Origin of the sequence: Asticcacaulis sp. AC460 (genome assembly GCF_000495795.1) — a bacterium.
Lineage (GTDB): Bacteria > Pseudomonadota > Alphaproteobacteria > Caulobacterales > Caulobacteraceae > Asticcacaulis.
In genome coordinates, this window is record NZ_AWGD01000024.1 from 70,563 (window position 1) to 87,124 (window position 16,562).

Annotated in this window: 16 protein-coding genes and 1 tRNA gene; 9 read left to right on the forward strand and 8 right to left on the reverse strand. The window is 61.4% G+C overall.

Going from position 1 to position 16,562, the window contains the following annotated elements:
- Positions 1–145: 145 nt before the first annotated feature.
- Complete coding sequence (locus ABAC460_RS38445; protein WP_023454054.1) at positions 146–388, forward strand: type II toxin-antitoxin system Phd/YefM family antitoxin; 243 nt, start codon at positions 146–148, stop codon at positions 386–388.
- Position 389: 1 nt separating this feature from the next.
- On the forward strand, positions 390–893 hold the full coding sequence (locus ABAC460_RS38450; protein ID WP_023454055.1) for a type II toxin-antitoxin system VapC family toxin: 504 nt from the start codon (positions 390–392) through the stop codon (positions 891–893).
- Here ABAC460_RS38450 and ABAC460_RS38455 read toward each other — a convergent pair.
- Together ABAC460_RS38455 and otsB are read right to left on the reverse strand one after the other, a co-directional pair.
- The gene (locus tag ABAC460_RS38455) at positions 890–2,299 is read right to left on the reverse strand and encodes an alpha,alpha-trehalose-phosphate synthase (UDP-forming) (protein ID WP_023454056.1); all 1,410 of its coding nucleotides are present in this window, start codon (positions 2,297–2,299) and stop codon (positions 890–892) included. The two genes, ABAC460_RS38450 and ABAC460_RS38455, sit on opposite strands and share 4 nt — an antisense overlap.
- Positions 2,274–3,065 (reverse strand): trehalose-phosphatase, encoded by a 792-nt coding sequence (gene otsB, locus ABAC460_RS38460; RefSeq protein WP_235075817.1) that lies wholly within the window; start codon positions 3,063–3,065, stop codon positions 2,274–2,276. Before otsB ends, ABAC460_RS38455 begins: the two co-directional genes overlap by 26 nt.
- Positions 3,066–3,319: 254 nt before the next feature.
- Here otsB and ABAC460_RS38470 point away from each other — a divergent pair, with 254 nt between their 5' ends.
- Positions 3,320–5,119, forward strand: a complete 1,800-nt coding sequence (locus ABAC460_RS38470; RefSeq protein WP_023454059.1) for a glycoside hydrolase family 15 protein — start codon at positions 3,320–3,322, stop codon at positions 5,117–5,119.
- A gap of 184 nt (positions 5,120–5,303) precedes the next feature.
- Here the strand turns inward: ABAC460_RS38470 and ABAC460_RS38475 are convergent.
- Both ABAC460_RS38475 and ABAC460_RS38480 read right to left on the reverse strand, forming a co-directional pair.
- Positions 5,304–5,395, reverse strand: a tRNA-Ser gene (locus ABAC460_RS38475).
- A gap of 82 nt (positions 5,396–5,477) precedes the next feature.
- Complete coding sequence (locus tag ABAC460_RS38480; protein ID WP_155914661.1) at positions 5,478–5,732, reverse strand: hypothetical protein; 255 nt, start codon at positions 5,730–5,732, stop codon at positions 5,478–5,480.
- A gap of 218 nt (positions 5,733–5,950) precedes the next feature.
- Here ABAC460_RS38480 and ABAC460_RS38485 point away from each other — a divergent pair, with 218 nt between their 5' ends.
- Genes ABAC460_RS38485 through ABAC460_RS38500 form a run of 4 tightly spaced genes read left to right on the forward strand, consistent with a single transcriptional unit; the run spans position 5,951 to position 10,652 of the window.
- The gene (locus ABAC460_RS38485) at positions 5,951–7,465 is read left to right on the forward strand and encodes an undecaprenyl-phosphate glucose phosphotransferase (protein WP_023454061.1); all 1,515 of its coding nucleotides are present in this window, start codon (positions 5,951–5,953) and stop codon (positions 7,463–7,465) included.
- 31 nt (positions 7,466–7,496) lie between these two features.
- The gene (locus ABAC460_RS38490; protein ID WP_023454062.1) at positions 7,497–8,942 is read left to right on the forward strand and encodes a lipopolysaccharide biosynthesis protein; all 1,446 of its coding nucleotides are present in this window, start codon (positions 7,497–7,499) and stop codon (positions 8,940–8,942) included.
- Positions 8,939–9,859 (forward strand): glycosyltransferase family 2 protein, encoded by a 921-nt coding sequence (locus ABAC460_RS38495; protein ID WP_023454063.1) that lies wholly within the window; start codon positions 8,939–8,941, stop codon positions 9,857–9,859. Before ABAC460_RS38490 ends, ABAC460_RS38495 begins: the two co-directional genes overlap by 4 nt.
- 1 nt (position 9,860) lies before the next feature.
- Positions 9,861–10,652, forward strand: coding sequence for a polysaccharide deacetylase family protein (locus ABAC460_RS38500; protein WP_023454064.1), 792 nt, complete (start codon positions 9,861–9,863; stop codon positions 10,650–10,652).
- Positions 10,653–10,896: 244 nt separating this feature from the next.
- Here ABAC460_RS38500 and ABAC460_RS38505 read toward each other — a convergent pair whose 3' ends face one another.
- From ABAC460_RS38505 to ABAC460_RS38515, 3 genes are all read right to left on the reverse strand, one after another.
- A complete protein-coding gene (locus ABAC460_RS38505; RefSeq protein WP_023454065.1) occupies positions 10,897–12,153 on the reverse strand; it encodes an O-antigen ligase family protein in 1,257 nt (418 codons plus the stop codon).
- Between the two features lie 6 nt (positions 12,154–12,159).
- Positions 12,160–12,873, reverse strand: coding sequence for a hypothetical protein (locus ABAC460_RS38510; RefSeq protein WP_031236965.1), 714 nt, complete (start codon positions 12,871–12,873; stop codon positions 12,160–12,162).
- 69 nt (positions 12,874–12,942) lie between these two features.
- Positions 12,943–14,526, reverse strand: coding sequence for a GumC family protein (locus tag ABAC460_RS38515; protein WP_235075818.1), 1,584 nt, complete (start codon positions 14,524–14,526; stop codon positions 12,943–12,945).
- 206 nt (positions 14,527–14,732) lie between these two features.
- Between ABAC460_RS38515 and ABAC460_RS38520 the strand changes: the two genes are divergently transcribed.
- Positions 14,733–15,413: a polysaccharide biosynthesis/export family protein gene (locus tag ABAC460_RS38520; protein ID WP_235075821.1), complete on the forward strand. Its 681-nt coding sequence runs from the start codon at positions 14,733–14,735 to the stop codon at positions 15,411–15,413.
- A 112-nt stretch (positions 15,414–15,525) separates the two neighbouring features.
- On the opposite strand, the gene ABAC460_RS38525 is transcribed toward ABAC460_RS38520, so the two are convergent.
- Positions 15,526–15,813, reverse strand: a complete 288-nt coding sequence (locus tag ABAC460_RS38525) for a hypothetical protein (RefSeq protein WP_023454069.1) — start codon at positions 15,811–15,813, stop codon at positions 15,526–15,528.
- 491 nt (positions 15,814–16,304) lie between these two features.
- Between ABAC460_RS38525 and ABAC460_RS38530 the strand changes: the two genes are divergently transcribed.
- A partial coding sequence (locus ABAC460_RS38530) for a hypothetical protein (RefSeq protein WP_023454070.1) occupies positions 16,305–16,562 on the forward strand: 258 nt, incomplete at its 3' end.

Genomic DNA, 16,562 nt, shown 5'->3' on the forward strand with positions numbered 1-16,562 from the left:
CCCTTCTGGCATGACATATCCATAGTCGGCGTCAATGAAAAAATTCAACAGGCGTGATTTTTTCAGATCGTTTAATTTTAAGGGTAAATACGATTGGCCTGCATCAAATCATGTAGTAATGTATCTACATTCTTTGAGGAACACGATGACAACCCTGACGAGCCGAGAATTCAACCAGGACGTGGGCCGCGCCAAAAAGGCCGCGCGACTCGAACCCGTTTATATCACCGATCGGGGAAAACCGACTCACGTGCTGCTCAGTTTCGAGGCGTTCCGCCAACTGACCGGCCAGACCGAAAGCCTGGTCGACCTGCTGGCCATGCCGGAGGACGCGCCTGGCGACCTGGAACTGGGGCGCAGCTGGGAAACGCGCGGGGAGAGATTCTAGGATGTACCTGCTCGATACACCTGTGATTACCGAACTTCGCAAGGCCCGCAGCGGCAAGGCCGATCCCGGCGTAGTCAACTGGGCCGGCGGGGTCGCGCGCCAGAACATGTATGTCTCGACCCTGACCCTGCTGGAGCTGGAGGGCGGCGTCGCCCAGGTCGAGCGCAAGGACGCCAGCTATGGCCAGGCGTTGCGATCCTGGCTCGACGATCAGGTGATGAAGGCCTTTGAGGGCCGGATACTGGCCATCGACGCGGCCGTCGTGAAAAAGCGCGCCGCCCTGCCCTATGTCGACAACAAGGGAGACCGCGATGCGCTGATCGCGGCGACAGCCCTGGTTCACGGATTAACCGTGGTGACGCGGCACATCAGCAATTTCCGCAGCGGCAGGGTCAAGGTCTTCAATCCGTGGGGCTATACCCCCGAGAACGAGGACGAGGCCGACTGGCAGGAAAACACCGGGACGGGTCCGGTATGGCTTAAGAACCTGTTCCTGAGGTTCTAAACCGCTTCTTTTTCGGCCACGGTCGCGGGGAGGCAATCCGACAGGCAGGAGACAAAATCGTCGCGCCATTTCGACACGTCATTGGTGAGCACCTTATCGTATAAAGCCTCCCACCGCCGGCGGCGTTCGCGCAGTGGCATAGCCAGGCCGCGATGTATGGCTTCGGACACGTCTTCGCGGCTGAACGGGTTGACGATCAGCGCCTCCTTCATTTGCTCGGCAGCGCCGGCAAATTGCGACAGAACCAGCACGCCGGGATTGGCCGGATCCTGGGCGGCGACATATTCCTTGGCGACCAGGTTCATGCCATCGCGCAACGGTGTCACCAGGCCGATATCGGCAGAGCGATAGATGCCGGCCAGTTCATCGCGCCGGTAAGGCCGGTTGACATAGCGCAATGGCACCCAGTCGACGGTGGCGTAGGCCCCATTGATCTGACCAGACTGGGTGTCTAGGCGGTTGCGCAGATCCTGATAGGCGTCAACCTCGTCGCGTGACAGGGTGGCGATCTGCAGCAGAAACAAATTGCCGTGCATGCCGGGATTGTTGGCCAGCAAGGTTTCATAGGCAGAAAAGCGCTCCTCCAGCCCTTTGGAATAGTCGAGCCTATCGACGCCCAGAAGCATCTTGCGACCGGCCTGGGACCTGATCATGGCGCGGTGGAAGGTCTCGGCGCGCTCGCTGGTCAAGGTGTCGGCAAAATCCTGGGCATCAATGCCAATCGGGAAAGGCTTGGCGAATATCTGCTTGCCCCAGGCACGCAATATGCCGTCCGGCAACGCTTCGGCGCCGGGCGCGTCATGGGTGACGAAGTCGACGAAGGCTTCGCAATCGTCCTCGGTCTGAAAGCCGACCAGGTCGTAGTCGAACAGAGATTCGACCAGTTCCCCATGTTTGGGCAGGGTTTTGAGCAGGCGCCGCGCCGGCCACGGTATGTGCAGGAAAAAGCCGATGCGGTTCTTCACCCCCCGCGCCTGCAGTTCCCGCGCCAGCGGGATCAGGTGATAGTCCTGGACCCAAATCAGGTCATCAGGCGCGATCAACGGCAGCAGGGTCTCGGCAAAGCGGGTATTGACCCGGGAATAGCCTTCGTCGAAGCTTCGTTCGTAATTGACCAGGTCGGAGCGGTAATGGAACAGCGGCCACAGGGTCCGGTTGGCATAACCGTTGTAATACTCATTCTGGTCCTGAGGTTCCAGGTCCAGGAGAGCAACGGTGACGCCGCCGACCTTCTGCATCGATATCTGACCGGTATAGTGTTCGACCGTATTGCCGCTCCAGCCGAACCACAGGCCCTTGTCTTCACGCAAAGCCGCCGACAGGGCCATGGCCAGGCCGCCGGCCGTGCCGACGCCGGTATCGGCCGGCGGGTTGACGCGGTTAGAAACGACGATAAGACGACTCAATGGGCACCTCCAATCTGACACGGCCGAGGCGCAGGGACGCCGCCAGCCAATTCTGAACCGCCACCACATCGGGCAGGCGGAAATGCGCGGCGGTCGGCCGTAAAGGACCGACCAAGACGCCAATACCCCCCAGGGCATGGGCCGCCGCAAAACCATCTTCATCCGTAAGATCGTCGCCGACATAGACTGCTAATGTGCCCGCAAAGGGCGGCTCGGCCATAAAGGCGCGGACCGCAGCCCCCTTGTCAGCGCCCGGCGTCAGCAATTCACACACCATAGAGCCGGGTTGAAGTTTCAGCGCGGTCCGCCGCGCCAACTCGATGGCGAAAGTTTCCGCCTCCTGAGCGCAGTCAGGCCGGTTACGGTAATGGAGGGCGACGCCGTGCGGCTTGATCTCGGCAACCGTACCAGCGACGCGGGCGACAAAGCGCTGCACTTCTCGAATCGCCTGGTCGCGCCCGACATGGGTTGGCGCGACCAGCATGTCGAGTTCGGCATCACGGCGCTGCAGGCCATGGGAACCGGCGACGGCGACGACGCGGCCTTCCAGGATGCGGTCGACGTCACGGATTGGCCGGCCGCTGATCACAGCCAGACGGCCATCCAGCGCTTCGGTCAGATCGCGCAGACGGGTATTGAGCTCGACATCCGGGGCGACGGCGTCCGGCGTGGCCGCAATGGGGGCCAGGGTGCCGTCCAGGTCAAGGAAGAGCGACATGCCGGACAGAGGCAAGTCGACGCTTGGGTTATTAATAAGCACTGACACGTTAAAGTCTTTCTTCCCCATAGATCACCACACACACGAACAAAGGCAGTATTTATTAACCGCCAAGAAAAGTAAGCTTCTCGTAAGAATGATCGTATTCCGCACTGAAAGCCTTTTTCCCGCCTCAACATGTCTCTCTTTTGACGGCTAGATTCAACCGACCTCTCGTCTCTGTGATGAATTCCGTCAGATATTGTGAAGACCGCGTCAAAATACCTTGTGATAGACGCGTCATTTTCCACAGGTAGTTTGTGATGCCCCAGATTTCGCTCGACCTCGCCCCGATCGGCAACGGCTGCGCTACGGCTCTCATCGATCCGGAAGCGCGCTTTGTATGGGCGTGCTGCCCGCGCATTGATGGCGAGCCGGTGTTTTCCGCCCTGCTCGACCCTGTCAGCGGGACGGCCGATGCTCCCGCCGGCGAATGGTCCATCGAGATCGAAAACCAAGCCGACATCGAACAGGCCTATGTTCGCAACACGGCGGTATTGCGTACCGTGCTGTGCGACACCGCCGGCAATTCCGTGGAGGTGCTCGACTTCTCGCCGCGCTTTGTACAATTGGACCGAATCTATCGCCCATGGGCATTTTTTCGCCTGATCCGGCCACTGCAAGGTGCACCGCGGGTGCGAATCCGCCTCAGTCCGACGGCGAATTGGGGGGCTGCCCGCGCGGGTGAGACCTGGGGCTCCAGCCACGTCCGCTATGACTGCGGTCCGGTCAGCATGCGGATGACGACGAATGCGCCGATGACCTATCTCCGTGGAGGCATGGCCTTCCGGCTTGAAACACCGCTCGCTCTTTATCTTGGCCCCGACGAAACCTATCCGGGCGGCGTGCTAGGCGACGCCGAACGGATGCTGAGCATGACGGTCGCCTATTGGCAGAGCTGGGTGCGAAATCTGTACTTGCCGCTGGAATGGCAGGATGCGGTGATCCGCGCTGCCATCACGCTGAAGCTGTGCGTCCATGAGGATACCGGCGCCATCGTCGCGGCGATGACCACTTCGATCCCCGAAGCGCCGGGTTCGGAGCGCAACTGGGACTATCGTTATTGTTGGATTCGCGATGCCTATTATGTTGTGCGGGCACTGAACCGCCTGGGTGCAGCAGACATGCTGGAGGCCTATCTCGGGTTCCTGCGTAACCTTACCGACCATTCAGCCGGCGGCCATGTCCAGCCGCTGTACAGCGTCGCCATGGAGCCGCAACTGGTTGAGCGGTTCGCCGAAGGATTGCGCGGCTATCGCGGCATGGGTCCTGTGCGAATCGGAAATCAAGCCTATGAGCACTTCCAGCACGATGTTTACGGTCAGATGATCCTGCCGCTGACGCAGTCCTTTTTCGACCATCGCTTTCTGCGGCCCGGTACCCGCGCCGATTTTCACGCCATGGAGAAGGCCGGTGACCGGGCCTTCGCCATGTACGACCAGCCCGACGCCGGACTTTGGGAGTTCCGCACGCGGGCGCGGGTGCACACCTATTCCGCCCTGTTGTGCTGGGCGGCGTGCGACCGGCTGGGCAATGTCGCGAATGTTTTGGGGTTGGGCGAACGGGCCGAATTCTGGAACGACCGGGCGCGGACCATCCGCCGGGCGATCGAAACGCGGGCGTGGAACGAGCGGCTGGGCTACTTCGCTGGATCCTTCAGCGGCGAAGAGGTTGACGCCAGTTTATTACAACTGTTCGAACTGGGTTTTCTGCCGGCGGACGACCCGCGCTGCGTGGCGACCTTCGCCGAGGTCGAGCGGCAACTGCGCAAGGGTGACAATCTGTACCGTTATGCCGAACCGGACGATTTCGGTGAACCTGAGACAGCGTTCAACTTTTGCACCTTCTGGTACATTGAGGCTTTGCATATGATGGGCCGGACGGACGAAGCGCGGGCATTGTTCGAAGCCATGCTGGCGCGGCGGACGTCATCCGGGTTGCTGTCGGAGGATGTAAAGGTCGATACGGGCGAGTTGTGGGGCAATTTCCCGCAGACCTATTCTTTGGTCGGGTTGATCACCTGCGCCGCCCTGCTGAGCAACCCTTGGACCTCGATCCGGTAGCTCTGCCTTATCCTCGAGCGCCCGCCACGATGGCAGTAAGAGACGATGGAATTGGCTCCGCTACGCTGCGCCAAACTCGCGCGTTGCAAAGCAACGCACTCGTTACGAACCAATGGGCTCTCAGCCGTATCGTCTCCGCCATAGAAAAGGGCAGGATATCCAATGGATATCCTGCCCTTTTCTATGGCGGAGACGATGGGATTCGAACCCATGGTACCCTTTTAGGGGTACGCTCATTTAGCAAACGAGTGCCTTCAGCCTCTCGGCCACGTCTCCGTTGACCAACCCCTTAGCGTGTTCTTTTTTAAAAGGCAACGCCCGTAAATCATGGATACACAGTGATTTTTGATCTGGTTGGTTAAGCCAACACCCGCGACAGTTCGCGCGCAGCTTCCAAGTTCGACAGTAGCTGCGCCCGGCCGATCTGCTGGGCATGATAGCGGGCGAACTGTAACGTCACATAGGAATGGACGTCGACCGCGTCACGGATGCCCGCCGGCTCGCGCCGGTATAACTCGATGAGCTGTTTGACCGCCTCCACCACCACCTGCGTGCAGACCAGTTTCTGGTCCAGTTTGCGTAGAACGCTGTCGATATCGGCGGCCAGGCTCATCATCATCTCCCCGATTTGATGCAGTGCAACTAAGACCCTCAGCGCATAAATTTGCGATGTGTTTACGTCGGTTAACGACGCGGTAACCCTATGCCAGAAAGGCGAGGCCTCGTTTTTGCACAGGCGGGCCAGGACCAGAGAAATCTGTGCCAAATTAACCGAAGCCTAAGCCCGATCGCCTATTGTGAAACCCTAGGACAGAAAGTTCGCTTACGGTCATGAACGCCCTCTCGCCGCGCCTGCTTGCCAAGGCCACCGCCACAGACGCCGACTTCCTCGATCCGCGCGAGCGGCGGGGACCGTTCCGGCCCGAAAAACTGGTCTCGCGCCGTGAACGCAAGAGCGGCGACATGTTCGTGCGCCTGTTCCGCAGCGTCGACGCCATGGCCTTGTTTTTCTTCGGCTTATTGACCGCCCTGCCCGTCGCGCCCAAGGGCTTGCTGAATGCGCCGCTGGGCGACAGCCTGCCCTTCCTCCTGGTCACCGGCCTGACCTTCTATGCCATGCATGCCTGCGGATTGTACCGCTTCGGCCGCAATGAGCACCTGATCAAGCACATGGCCAAGATGTTCTGCGTCCTGGCCGGCGCACTGGTTTGCGGCGTCTGGCTGGCCTCGCTTGCGCCAAATCAGGACAATGTCGTTTCCGCCCTGCGGTTCTGGTTCGTCGCCGCCCTGTCGTTCTTCGTTACCCTGCACATGCTGTGGTGGAGCCTGGTCGATCGTTGGCGCCGCCAGGGCAAGCTGACGCCCAATATCGTCATCGTCGGCGCCACCCGCCACGCCCAGAAGCTGATCGAAGCCGCCATCGACAGCCGCGACGTCAATGTCCTGGGCGTATTCGACGACCGCTTGGCGCGCAACCCGATGGCCGTGGCCGGCGTGCCGGTTCTGGGCGACGTCCAGTCGCTGCTGGCACACAAGATCACCCCCTATGTCGATCAGATTGTGGTCGCCATCGACACCTCGGCCAAGGCGCGGGTCAAGGACGTCATCGAGAAGCTGCGTTCGCTGCCCAATGAAGTGTCGCTGCTGGTCGATGTCGAGACCGACACCGAGCGCAAGGCCGCCCTATCGCGCCTGGCCGACATGCCGCTGACGCGCGTTTCTGGGATTTCCGAAGACGACCGCAAGGAGCTGCTGAAGCGGATCGAGGACCTGATCATAGGCGTTGTCGCGCTGGTCGTATTCGCCCCGGTCATGGTCGCCGTGGCCATCGCCATCAAACTAGACAGCAAGGGCCCGATCTTTTTCCGCCAGCGCCGCCACGGCTTCAACAACGAGGCCATCATGGTGTGGAAGTTCCGCTCCATGTACACCGAGATGACCGACCACACGGCATCGCAGCAGGTCACCCGCGGCGATCCGCGCGTCACCCGCGTCGGCCGCTTCATCCGCAAGACCAGCCTGGATGAGCTGCCGCAACTGTTCAACGTCCTGGCCGGCGAGATGTCGCTGGTCGGGCCGCGCCCTCACGCCATCGGCATGAAGACCGGTCCGGACGAAAGCGCTCGTCTGGTCGCCGAATATGCCTGGCGCCACCGCATGAAGCCCGGCATGACCGGCTGGGCCGCCATCAAGGGTTCGCGCGGCGCCCTGGACACCCCCGAGGACGTCCGCCGTCGCATCGTGCTGGACGTGGAATATATCGAGCGCCATTCGCTGTGGCTCGACCTCTACATCATGGCCATGACTATTCCCTGTCTATTGGGCGATACCAAGTCAGTACGCTGATCAAATTTATCAACAGGAGCGCAGAAAGCGCATGTACGTCAAAGGTTTGCTGGGGTATCTTCCGGCCAACATTCTTCAGGGGCTGGTCGGTTTTGCCAGCCTGACGGTGTTTACGCGCCTGCTGTCGCCCGAAGATTACGGTCACTACGCCATGGCCCTGGGCGTGACCACCCTGGCCCAGACGATGTTCTTCACCTGGATCGAAGCCGCCATGGCGCGGTTCTACCCCGCCGAAAGCCGCGATGACGCCCAGGCCCCTGCCCTTTATGGCACGCTTTATCGCCTGGTCATCGCGGTCTTTATCGGTTTTGCGGCCCTGAGCGCGCTGGGCCTGTGGCTGTGGCCGGGATCGGGCCCGTTCAAGATGGCGGTCGGCATATCGCTGGGCTGCGTCATCTTCCGCACCTTGGTCAAGATGGTCCAGGAACAGCGCAAGTCCGAAGGCCGGGTCGGCGCGGCCTCCATGATTGATATGGTGCAGACGGCCGGAGGCTTCGGTTTGGGCGCCCTGTGTGCCTGGGCCGGACTGGGCGGCGCCGCGCCGATCCTGGGGGGCGGTGTCATTGCCCTGGCCACCCTGCCTTTTATCGTGCGTGAGGACTGGGGTCGTGCCGCCAAAGGTTCATTCGACCGCGGTCGTGCGAAAGCCTACCTGCAATATGGCCTGCCGGTGTCGGCATCGCTAATCCTGACGCTCGGCCTGTATACGGTCGACCGCTTCCTGATCGCCCATTATCTCAATGCCGCCGAGGCCGGAGCCTACCATGCCGGCTTCTCGCTGGCTTCGCGCATCCTCGACGTGTTGTTCATCTGGTTCGGCGCCGCCGGCGGTCCGGCCATGGTCCATGCGCTGGAGTCCGGAGGCGTTTCGGGACTGCGCGAGAATGCGCGTCAACAGTTGAGAATTATGTCCTTCGTCCTGTTTCCCGCCGTCGCCGGGCTGATCATGGTGGCGCCGGAACTGGGCGGATTGCTGATCGGCGAGGGCCTGCGCACCGAGGCGCTAAGTGTGACTCCGTTGATCGCCATCGGCGCGGTTCTGTCGGGTCTGAACACCTATTACTTTCTGCAGGCCTTTACGCTTGCCAAAAAAACGAAGCTGCTGGTCATCGCCATGGCGGTGCCGGCGGTCAGCAACATCGTGCTGAACGTCATCCTGATCCAGACCATGGGGCTGATCGGCGCGGCGTGGGCATCCTTGCTGTCGTTCGCGTTGGGGATCGCCGCGTCGTGGCTGCTGGGGCTGAAAACCCTGCCGCTGCCGATTCCCGTGCTGGACCTGATCAAGACCGCGGCCTGCGCCGGGGCCATGATGGCGGTCCTGTCCGTGCTGCCGCGCTGGGGAATCGATGTCGTCGACCTCGCCATCCGCTCGGTTACCGGCGTGGTGATTTACGGCGCTTTGGCGTGGTTGCTGAACCTCAATTCCATCCGCGATATCGTCCATCAACGATTGATGAAAAGGGCCGCCGCATGAGCCGCTTCGCGTCACTCCGCAATGCCGCCCATGACGCCGCGACTCCCAGGCTGTCGGTGCTGATCCCCTTCTACAAGGAGTCGCCGCTGGCCCTGCTAGAGGCGTTACAGACACGCGACCCGCACGAGGTCGAGATCATCCTGATCGACGACGGCTCGGGGATGGCCCAGATCACCGCCGATGTGGCCATGTTCATCAATGGCTCACCCATGGCCTGCGAACTGATCACCCTGGATGAGAACGAAGGCCGGGCGCGCGGCCGCAACCGTCTGACCACGGCGGCGCGAGGGCGATATTTCCTGTTCCTCGATGCCGACATGCTGCCCGATGATGCCGGTTTTCTTGACCGTTGGCTGGACGCAACGGTTGATGGCCCGTCGGCCGTGTTCGGCGGCTTTACGTTGTTGCAGGCACCGCGGACGCCCGAGACCGAAATCCACCGCCAAATGGCACTGAAAAGCGACTGCCTAGACGCCGCGACGCGTTCGCTGCAGCCGGAAAAATACGTCTTCACTTCCAACCTGCTGATCCGGCGCGATGTCTTCGAAACCGAAGGCTTCGATCCGGCCTTCACCGGCTGGGGCTGGGAAGATACCGAGTGGGGCATGCGTGTCGCGGCCCGCTACGGCGTCGGCCATATCGACAATACCGCAACCCACATGGGGCTGGATCGCGCCGAAACCTTGGCGCGCAAGTACGAGCAGTCGGTGGCCAATTTCGCCCGGGTCATCGCCAAGCACCCCGATGTGGTCGCCACCTATCCCAGCTATCGCGTCGCCAGAGCGCTGAAGCGCGTGCCGGGCGTGGGCCTGCTGCGGCCATTGCTGAAAGCCTTCGCCCTGTCGCCGGCGCCGCTGCGCCTGCGCGCCTTCGCACTTCGTCTGTATCGCGCTGCCCTCTACGCCCAGGTCGTGTAACATGTCCGAGACTAAGCCCTATTCCGCCGACCGTTCCCTGTATGGCAAGCTGCGCCGGCGTTTCGCCCGGCTCAGCCATACCCGGCCGATCGGCATGCCCGGTGTGCGCCGGCCGATGCTGACCATCTCGTTCGACGACGCCCCGGCGTCGTCAGCGCGTAACGGGGCGGCAATCCTGAAAAGTCATGGCGTCAAGGGCACCTGGTTCATTTCCGCCGGCATGATGGGCCAGGACAGCCATATGGGACCGATGACCTCGGGTGACGACATCCGGGCGCTTCATGCGGCGGGGTTCGAAATCGCCTGCCATACCTATGGCCACCTGGACTGCGGCCGGGCGAGCAAGGACGAGATCGACAAGGCTATCGAGGACAATCAATCGGTTCTGCATAGCCTGGGCATTCCGATGCCACGGACTTTCGCCTATCCGTATGGCGACGTGTCCCCCCAGGCCAAGGCCGTGGTCGACAAGCGTTACCTGGCGTCCCGGGCGCTGCATCATGGTCTGATCATTCCGGGGACGGACCTGAACCAGGCGCCGGCCGTGGGTATAGAAGGGGACGACGGTGAGCGCGTGGCGATGGCCTGGCTGGATCGTGCGGCGCGGACTCCCCAAAGCTGGTTGGTGCTGTATACGCACGACGTCCGCAAGGGCCACTCACCGTTTGGCTGCACGCCGGAGGTGTTGAACCGGATCGTGGCGAAGGGTGTGGAGTTGGGGTTCGACTTCGTGACCTTTGCCAGCGGCGCAGAGCGTGCGCTTATGGCGGGGCCGGCGTCTCGGGCAGCCTGATCTCATGGTGGTGTTGCCGGCTTTTAAGAGGAACACGAAAAACACTGAAGATTGCTCCGCAACCGCACTGAAGACACGGAATTCCGGTTGAATATTCCATCGCGCGAAGCGCCTTCCTAAGGCAATTAGAGGAAGGCGCTTCGCGCGGATCAGCGCGGATTTCTGTGTTTTCCGTGTCCGGCGCCGCGGGTGGCGCTTCAGTGTTTTCCGTGTTCCCCTTGTAACCTCAACCGATAAGGCCCTGTCAGAACCGCGCCTCGCTGTCCTCGTCGGTGGGCAGGGAGACCTTGACCAAAACCATCACGAACAGGCACCAGCGCAGGTCGTTCCAGTTCAAAGCCATGCTTTCGGTCAGGCTCGACAGGGTATAGATCCCCAGGAACGGCAAGGCGAACATGCCTGCGTCGCCGCGATAGCTGCGGTACAGCGCCTTGACCCATATCTCCACGAAAACCAGCGCCCAGATGACCAGCCCAACAAGCCCCAGACCCAGCCACACCTCGTACCAGCAGGAATGGGCGTGGTAAGCGCGGAACCCCGCCACCTGGGTGATCTTGGCCAAGGGCGCGAACTCGCCCTCGTCGGTCCAAACCGCAGCGTAGCCGTACCCCAGCAAGGGCCGTTTTTCCATGACATGGGCGATGCCTTCCCAGATATAGGTCCGGCCGGTCAGGGTCGGATCCTTGCCCAGTAAAAGGAAAATCTGGTCGGGAAAGAACAGCACAAAGGCGCCGAGCAGCAGCAGGACCGTCACCGCCAGCCAGATCAGGACAATGCCGAGGATCGGCCCGCGCCGCGACAGGAAGACAAAGGCGATCCCCCCTACCCCCAGGATCACCGAGACCAGCGCCGTCTTCGAAGTCGACAGCAGAACCAGGCCGATCATCATCGCGGCGGCGCCCGCCCACAGCCATTTGCGCGTCGGATTTAACAACGCCGCCGTGGCGGCGGCAGTAAAGCCCAGGGCCATGTTGGCGCCCAGATTGTTCTTTTCGATCCAGACCCCGCGCCAGGCGCCGGGGAACAGTTCCGTCATGATACCCAGACGCGGCGGCAGGATGGCCATGACGATGGACGCTACGGCCATCAACACAAAGGACAGGGCCATGACCTCGCTCAGGCGGCGCCACGAGAAGCGGGTGGCCAAGCCGTAGGCGCACAGGACCGTCATGGCCAGGGCGATAAACCGGCGCAGGGTGTCGCCAGGATTGTTAGACCAAAAGTATGACGCTGCACATAAAACGATTAAAACCAATAGGATAGGTGTACGCCACGCGGCGTCAAACATGCGTTTCCAGCTCATCAAAGCGACGATGAGACCGGCCAGGTAGAAGGGATAATAGAAAAAGCGGATCAGGGCGCCCGAGCTGGCCTGGTCGGTGGAGTAGCCGAACAAAGGCGCCTGCCAGGCCTGAGAGAAGGCCATGAGGACGCCAACCCCGCACAGAAGGGACAGCCACGAACCGCGCCAATCATCGATGAAGTCTTCGAGCGCGCGCATGGCGCGCTACAGGGCTGCGAACCGGCCCATGGGCCGCCGCGCCGTCGATCGCGGTGAGCGGGCGCGGTTGTAGACAATGCCCATCAGGTTGCCGCCGACCTGTTCGATATCGTTCTTGAGGTCGATGCGCGCCTGGATATCGCCTTCGTCCTCGCTGAGCACCAGGATGACGCCGTCCATCTGGGGCGCCAGTTGCAACGCCGCCGCCGAACGGTCGAGCGACGGAACGTCGACAACGATGGTTTGGGCGTGTTTGCGCAGGGCGTTCCAATAGGTCGACTGGTCGTTCAGCCTGGGCCTTTGGCCCGGCGCCAGATTGCGGATGCGGAAGCGCGTCACCCACAGGCGGTTGTCGAGGAATGGCCGCGCCACCAGGTACTTATGGTCGGGGATATCCTGACCGGCGGCATCGCGCGCCGGCGGCGACAGGCGAAAAAAGGCAGACCCATCCGGCGACGCCGTCGCCAGAGTCCCAGGCGGTCCAAAACGCGCGGCGTCTTCGGTGACAGCCTGCATCTGTGACGGCTGGGCCAGGTCGGCATCAATCAGCCACACCGGACGTTTGGCAAAGGCGGCTTCACAGCGGGCATATTCGCGGGCAACGGTCGATACGCCTTCGCCGGTAAAGGCGGAGACGAACATCAACGCCCGGCCGGACCGCGCCTGCGGACGGCCCAGCGCCGACATGAGATCGGCCATTTCCTTCGTTAAATCAACCATATGGCCGGATGCCTACGCGAATCGATACGCCTACTGTCGCAGACGGCCATGACCGGATCAAGGCGCAGATCATGCGGCACGCACCGGGCGTGTACCCGAATTGGCGGCGTTCTTGACTCCGGCCGTGGCCAGGACGGGAAGATCCAGGGCTCGCGCCGCCATATCGGCATTGACGATGCCCTTGCGCGTCACGACCCGCAGGCCGCCGATGCACAGGGCGGTGAAGCCGGCGAACAGGAAGGACATGATCAGGATTATCTTCTTGAAGCTCTTGGGCTTGTCCGGCAGCGAAGCCTTTTCGACAACGCGAACGCCATCGCTGCCGCCCTTGGTCATTTCCTTCTGAGCTTCGTTTTCCTGCAGGCGCTGGGTGAAGGTGCTGACATTCTTCTGCAGGGCGTCGCGCTCGATGGTCAAGGTATTGTATTCGGCCTCCATGCCCTGCAGATTCAGCAGCCGGCCATTGACGTCCTCGGCCTGGCCGCGCAGCAAGCCGCGGCGGCCTTCCAGCGAGGCGATTTCGGCTTCCAGGTTCAGCTTCTGCGTCGTCAGGTCCTGGAAGATCGGATTGACGCCAACCTTGTGCGCCTGCTCGCCGACGCCCTGACCGCCGTTCATCATCGCCTCGTAGCCGGCGATCTCGGTATCGACATCCTTCACCGGCTGGGCCGTCGGCAGGTAGCGCGTCAGCAGTTCCTGGCGCTTTTGCTTCAGTTCGAAAATCTTGTTGGGGACGCTGAGGTCCAGGTCGCGCTCGACGCTCATTTCCGGGCTCAGGCCGGCCAGGCTGCGGTTGACACCGCTCAGCTTGGCGCGGTCCTCGGCCAGCTTGGCATCGAGGGTGAACAGCTCGGTGGTGATCTGCTGCGACAGGGTGGTGTAGGTCGTTTTGGCGGTGACGAAGTCGCCGACCCCGTTCTGCGCCAGGAAGCCCTGATAGGCCGAATCCGCCTCGGCCAGCTTGCGGTCGAAGGCGTCCTTCTGCTGCTGCAGGGCCGGGCCGACCGAATCGGTCAGGACCTGCTGGCGGTAGAGCTGGTATTCGTCGATCAGGGTATTGAGGATCAGCGCCGACGACATGGCGTCGGCGTGTTTGAAAGTCAGACGTACCACCTTGTTTTGCGGCGCCGTCGAGGTGGCGAATCCGCCCTGCAGCACCTTTAGCGCCGCGGCTTCGGCCTGGGCCTTCTGGGCCGGCGTCTGCGGGTTCCACATGGCCGGCGTCTCGGGCAGGACCGTCTTCAACCCCACCTTGTCGATGACGCGCTTCTTCAGTTCGGTGGAATTGAGGATTTCGACTTCGGACTGAACCACTTCGTCGGTCGTGGCGATGGCGCCGCGCGCGGCGTCGCCGGCCAGCGGGTCGTAGACATAGTCCTTGGACAGTTGCATCAGCAGGCTGGCGCTAGCGGTATAGGTCGACGTCATGGACAGGGCCACGGCGGCGCCGATGCCGAAAATAATGGCGAAAACGATGACCATCAGCCAGATTTCGCGCACCAGAAGTCGCAGGATGTCATCCATCCCCAACTGAAGGCGCGCCGCCACAGGTTTTGCGGCCGCAGCCGTCATGCCCTTCCCTTGCTCGCGGGGCTTGCGGCGCAAAGGCACAACCGTTGCCTCTTCGTCTTCCCACGTGTCCTGAGGGTGCATGGATTCTCTCGTTACTGGCCAGAACTTTGTGGCCTTAAGCCTGAGTCTTAACAAAAACCGTAAGTTAACGACTTTACGTAAAAGACCGTTAACGAAGGTTTACGATTTGCCGTGGTAGCGGTTGGGGCGGTAAATTTCGGCCCGTTGCGGGCACGACTCAGGTAAAGCTCGCCGCTATGATTTCGCGCAGAACCTTCTTGGCTGGAGTGACGTTTGCAGGCCTGGGCCTGGCCCGTCTGGCGCATGCCGCTGAACGGATGCCGCGGGCCTATGACATCCCGTTCGCGACGTGGTCGGACGAGGAGCCGCTGTATCTGTTCTATCCGGGTGACAAGCTGGAAATCGTGGTGCCGTCGGCGCCCGAGTTGAACCGGCAGACCCAGATCGGTCCCGACGGACGCATCACCCTCGCCCTCATCGGCCAGGTCATGGCCGCCTATCGCAGCGTGCCGGAATTGCAGCAGGTCGTTGCCGCGAAATATGCCCAGATCCTACGCGACCCGACGATTTTCGTCTATCCGGGAGACACGACGCCGATGCGCGTGCTGGTCGGCGGCGAGGTCCGCAATCCGGGCTGGGTCGATATGATGGCGGATATGGATGCCCTGCAGGCCACCTTGGCGGCGGGCGGGTTCACCGACGGCGCGAAGCGCGAAAAGGTGATGCTGATCCGGCGGGGACGCAATGGCGGCGCCATGCAGCGGATCATCGACCTGAAGACGCCCCTGAAAGGCAAGGCCAGCGAGATGGTGGCGCTGCGGCGCTTCGACATTCTGTATGTGCCGCGCAGCGGAATCGCCGAAGCCGGGGTGTTCATGAACCAGTGGGTCAATAACCTGATCCCCGGCGGCGTACAGAACTACTTCATGTACCAGGCTTTTAATTAGCTCAGGCGCCGGACTAGGCGCCCCCCATGGCTCGCGCAAACGTGCGCGGCGAGCAAGAAACGTTCTTTGGCGCCCGCTAGGCGGCTCTTGAGCAAGCTCAATCGCCGATTACTCAGGCTGCGTAGCCGATGCGGCCCTGGTCGATCCACTGACGCGCGGCCTTCTGGGCCTCGGCGATATCCTCACGATCCATCTCGCGCGACAGTTCGCGGCGATAGACGGTCGCTTCGACCGAACCGCGCATGGCGGCCAGGTTGAACATCATGTGCGCCGAGATCAGGTCGATCGGAGCGCCGCCCTGGCCGGTCGAATACATCATGCCCAGACGGAACAGTTCGTCGCCGCCCATTTCCGGGGTCGGCAGCGGGATGGTCTTGGTTTCCACAGCGGTGGCAGTCATTGGTGATACCGCGCTTTTTGCGCGTCCCCTGAATTGGTTGACAAGGATGAGTTCAACACCGCGCCATGAAATTAAAGTTAACAGCAGAATTTACGCTGAATTTTTTATGTAAATATTGATTTAATTCTTAATTACGCCATTTATATTTGCATACATATTCACTAAAAATCGGGTAATTTTCATGTAAATATCGTTCATCAAATGCTAAAATACGGACGTTTACGTCACTATTTAAGAAAAGCGGTTGTTAACATGCTGGTTTTACATCGAAGCGCTTCAAACACGACTCAAGCATCCATCCCAAAAATAACCTGGGCTTAACCTGCCCTGGCCCTCGCGCAACGGGCGAATTGCTGACACTTTCATTCAGTTTCAGTTCAGCTAGGCTCTGGCATAACAGGGTCAAGACGATATTTTTATCGCCGTGCGTGCCAGGTCCGCGCACAAAAATCCCGGCAGCGGGGTGATCTGGTATGACTATTGAGGAAAACATGATTAGCAAGATAGCCAAGAAGGCGGCTCCGTTGTTGGCGCTCGTTATGGCTGTCAGTCTTGCGTCGGCGCCAAGCTATGGCTTTGCCCGCGAAAAAGACGACAGCCCGCGGACCCACCCCGGAAACCGTGGTGGGGATGGCGGCGGCAACCGCGGCGGCGGTAATCGTGGCGGTGGCGGTGGTCGCAGTGACGGGGGCGGCAGTGCGCCGGCGCCCCGCAGCGACAACGGCGGCGGCGGCGGCTGGCAGGGCAAT

Excerpts from the sequence above, each read along its gene's own strand:
- ABAC460_RS38495 (WP_023454063.1), top strand. The coding sequence starts at position 8,939 with ATGAGCCGCTTCGCGTCACTCCGCAATGCCGCCCATGACGCCGCGACT.
- ABAC460_RS38510 (WP_031236965.1), bottom strand. The coding sequence starts at position 12,873 with ATGGTTGATTTAACGAAGGAAATGGCCGATCTCATGTCGGCGCTGGGC.
- ABAC460_RS38485 (WP_023454061.1), top strand. The coding sequence starts at position 5,951 with ATGAACGCCCTCTCGCCGCGCCTGCTTGCCAAGGCCACCGCCACAGAC.
- ABAC460_RS38490 (WP_023454062.1), top strand. The coding sequence starts at position 7,497 with ATGTACGTCAAAGGTTTGCTGGGGTATCTTCCGGCCAACATTCTTCAG.
- ABAC460_RS38505 (WP_023454065.1), bottom strand. The coding sequence starts at position 12,153 with ATGCGCGCGCTCGAAGACTTCATCGATGATTGGCGCGGTTCGTGGCTG.
- ABAC460_RS38450 (WP_023454055.1), top strand. The coding sequence starts at position 390 with ATGTACCTGCTCGATACACCTGTGATTACCGAACTTCGCAAGGCCCGC.
- ABAC460_RS38500 (WP_023454064.1), top strand. The coding sequence starts at position 9,861 with ATGTCCGAGACTAAGCCCTATTCCGCCGACCGTTCCCTGTATGGCAAG.
- ABAC460_RS38515 (WP_235075818.1), bottom strand. The coding sequence starts at position 14,526 with ATGCACCCTCAGGACACGTGGGAAGACGAAGAGGCAACGGTTGTGCCT.
- ABAC460_RS38445 (WP_023454054.1), top strand. The coding sequence starts at position 146 with ATGACAACCCTGACGAGCCGAGAATTCAACCAGGACGTGGGCCGCGCC.
- ABAC460_RS38470 (WP_023454059.1), top strand. The coding sequence starts at position 3,320 with ATGCCCCAGATTTCGCTCGACCTCGCCCCGATCGGCAACGGCTGCGCT.
- ABAC460_RS38525 (WP_023454069.1), bottom strand. The coding sequence starts at position 15,813 with ATGACTGCCACCGCTGTGGAAACCAAGACCATCCCGCTGCCGACCCCG.
- ABAC460_RS38480 (WP_155914661.1), bottom strand. The coding sequence starts at position 5,732 with ATGAGCCTGGCCGCCGATATCGACAGCGTTCTACGCAAACTGGACCAG.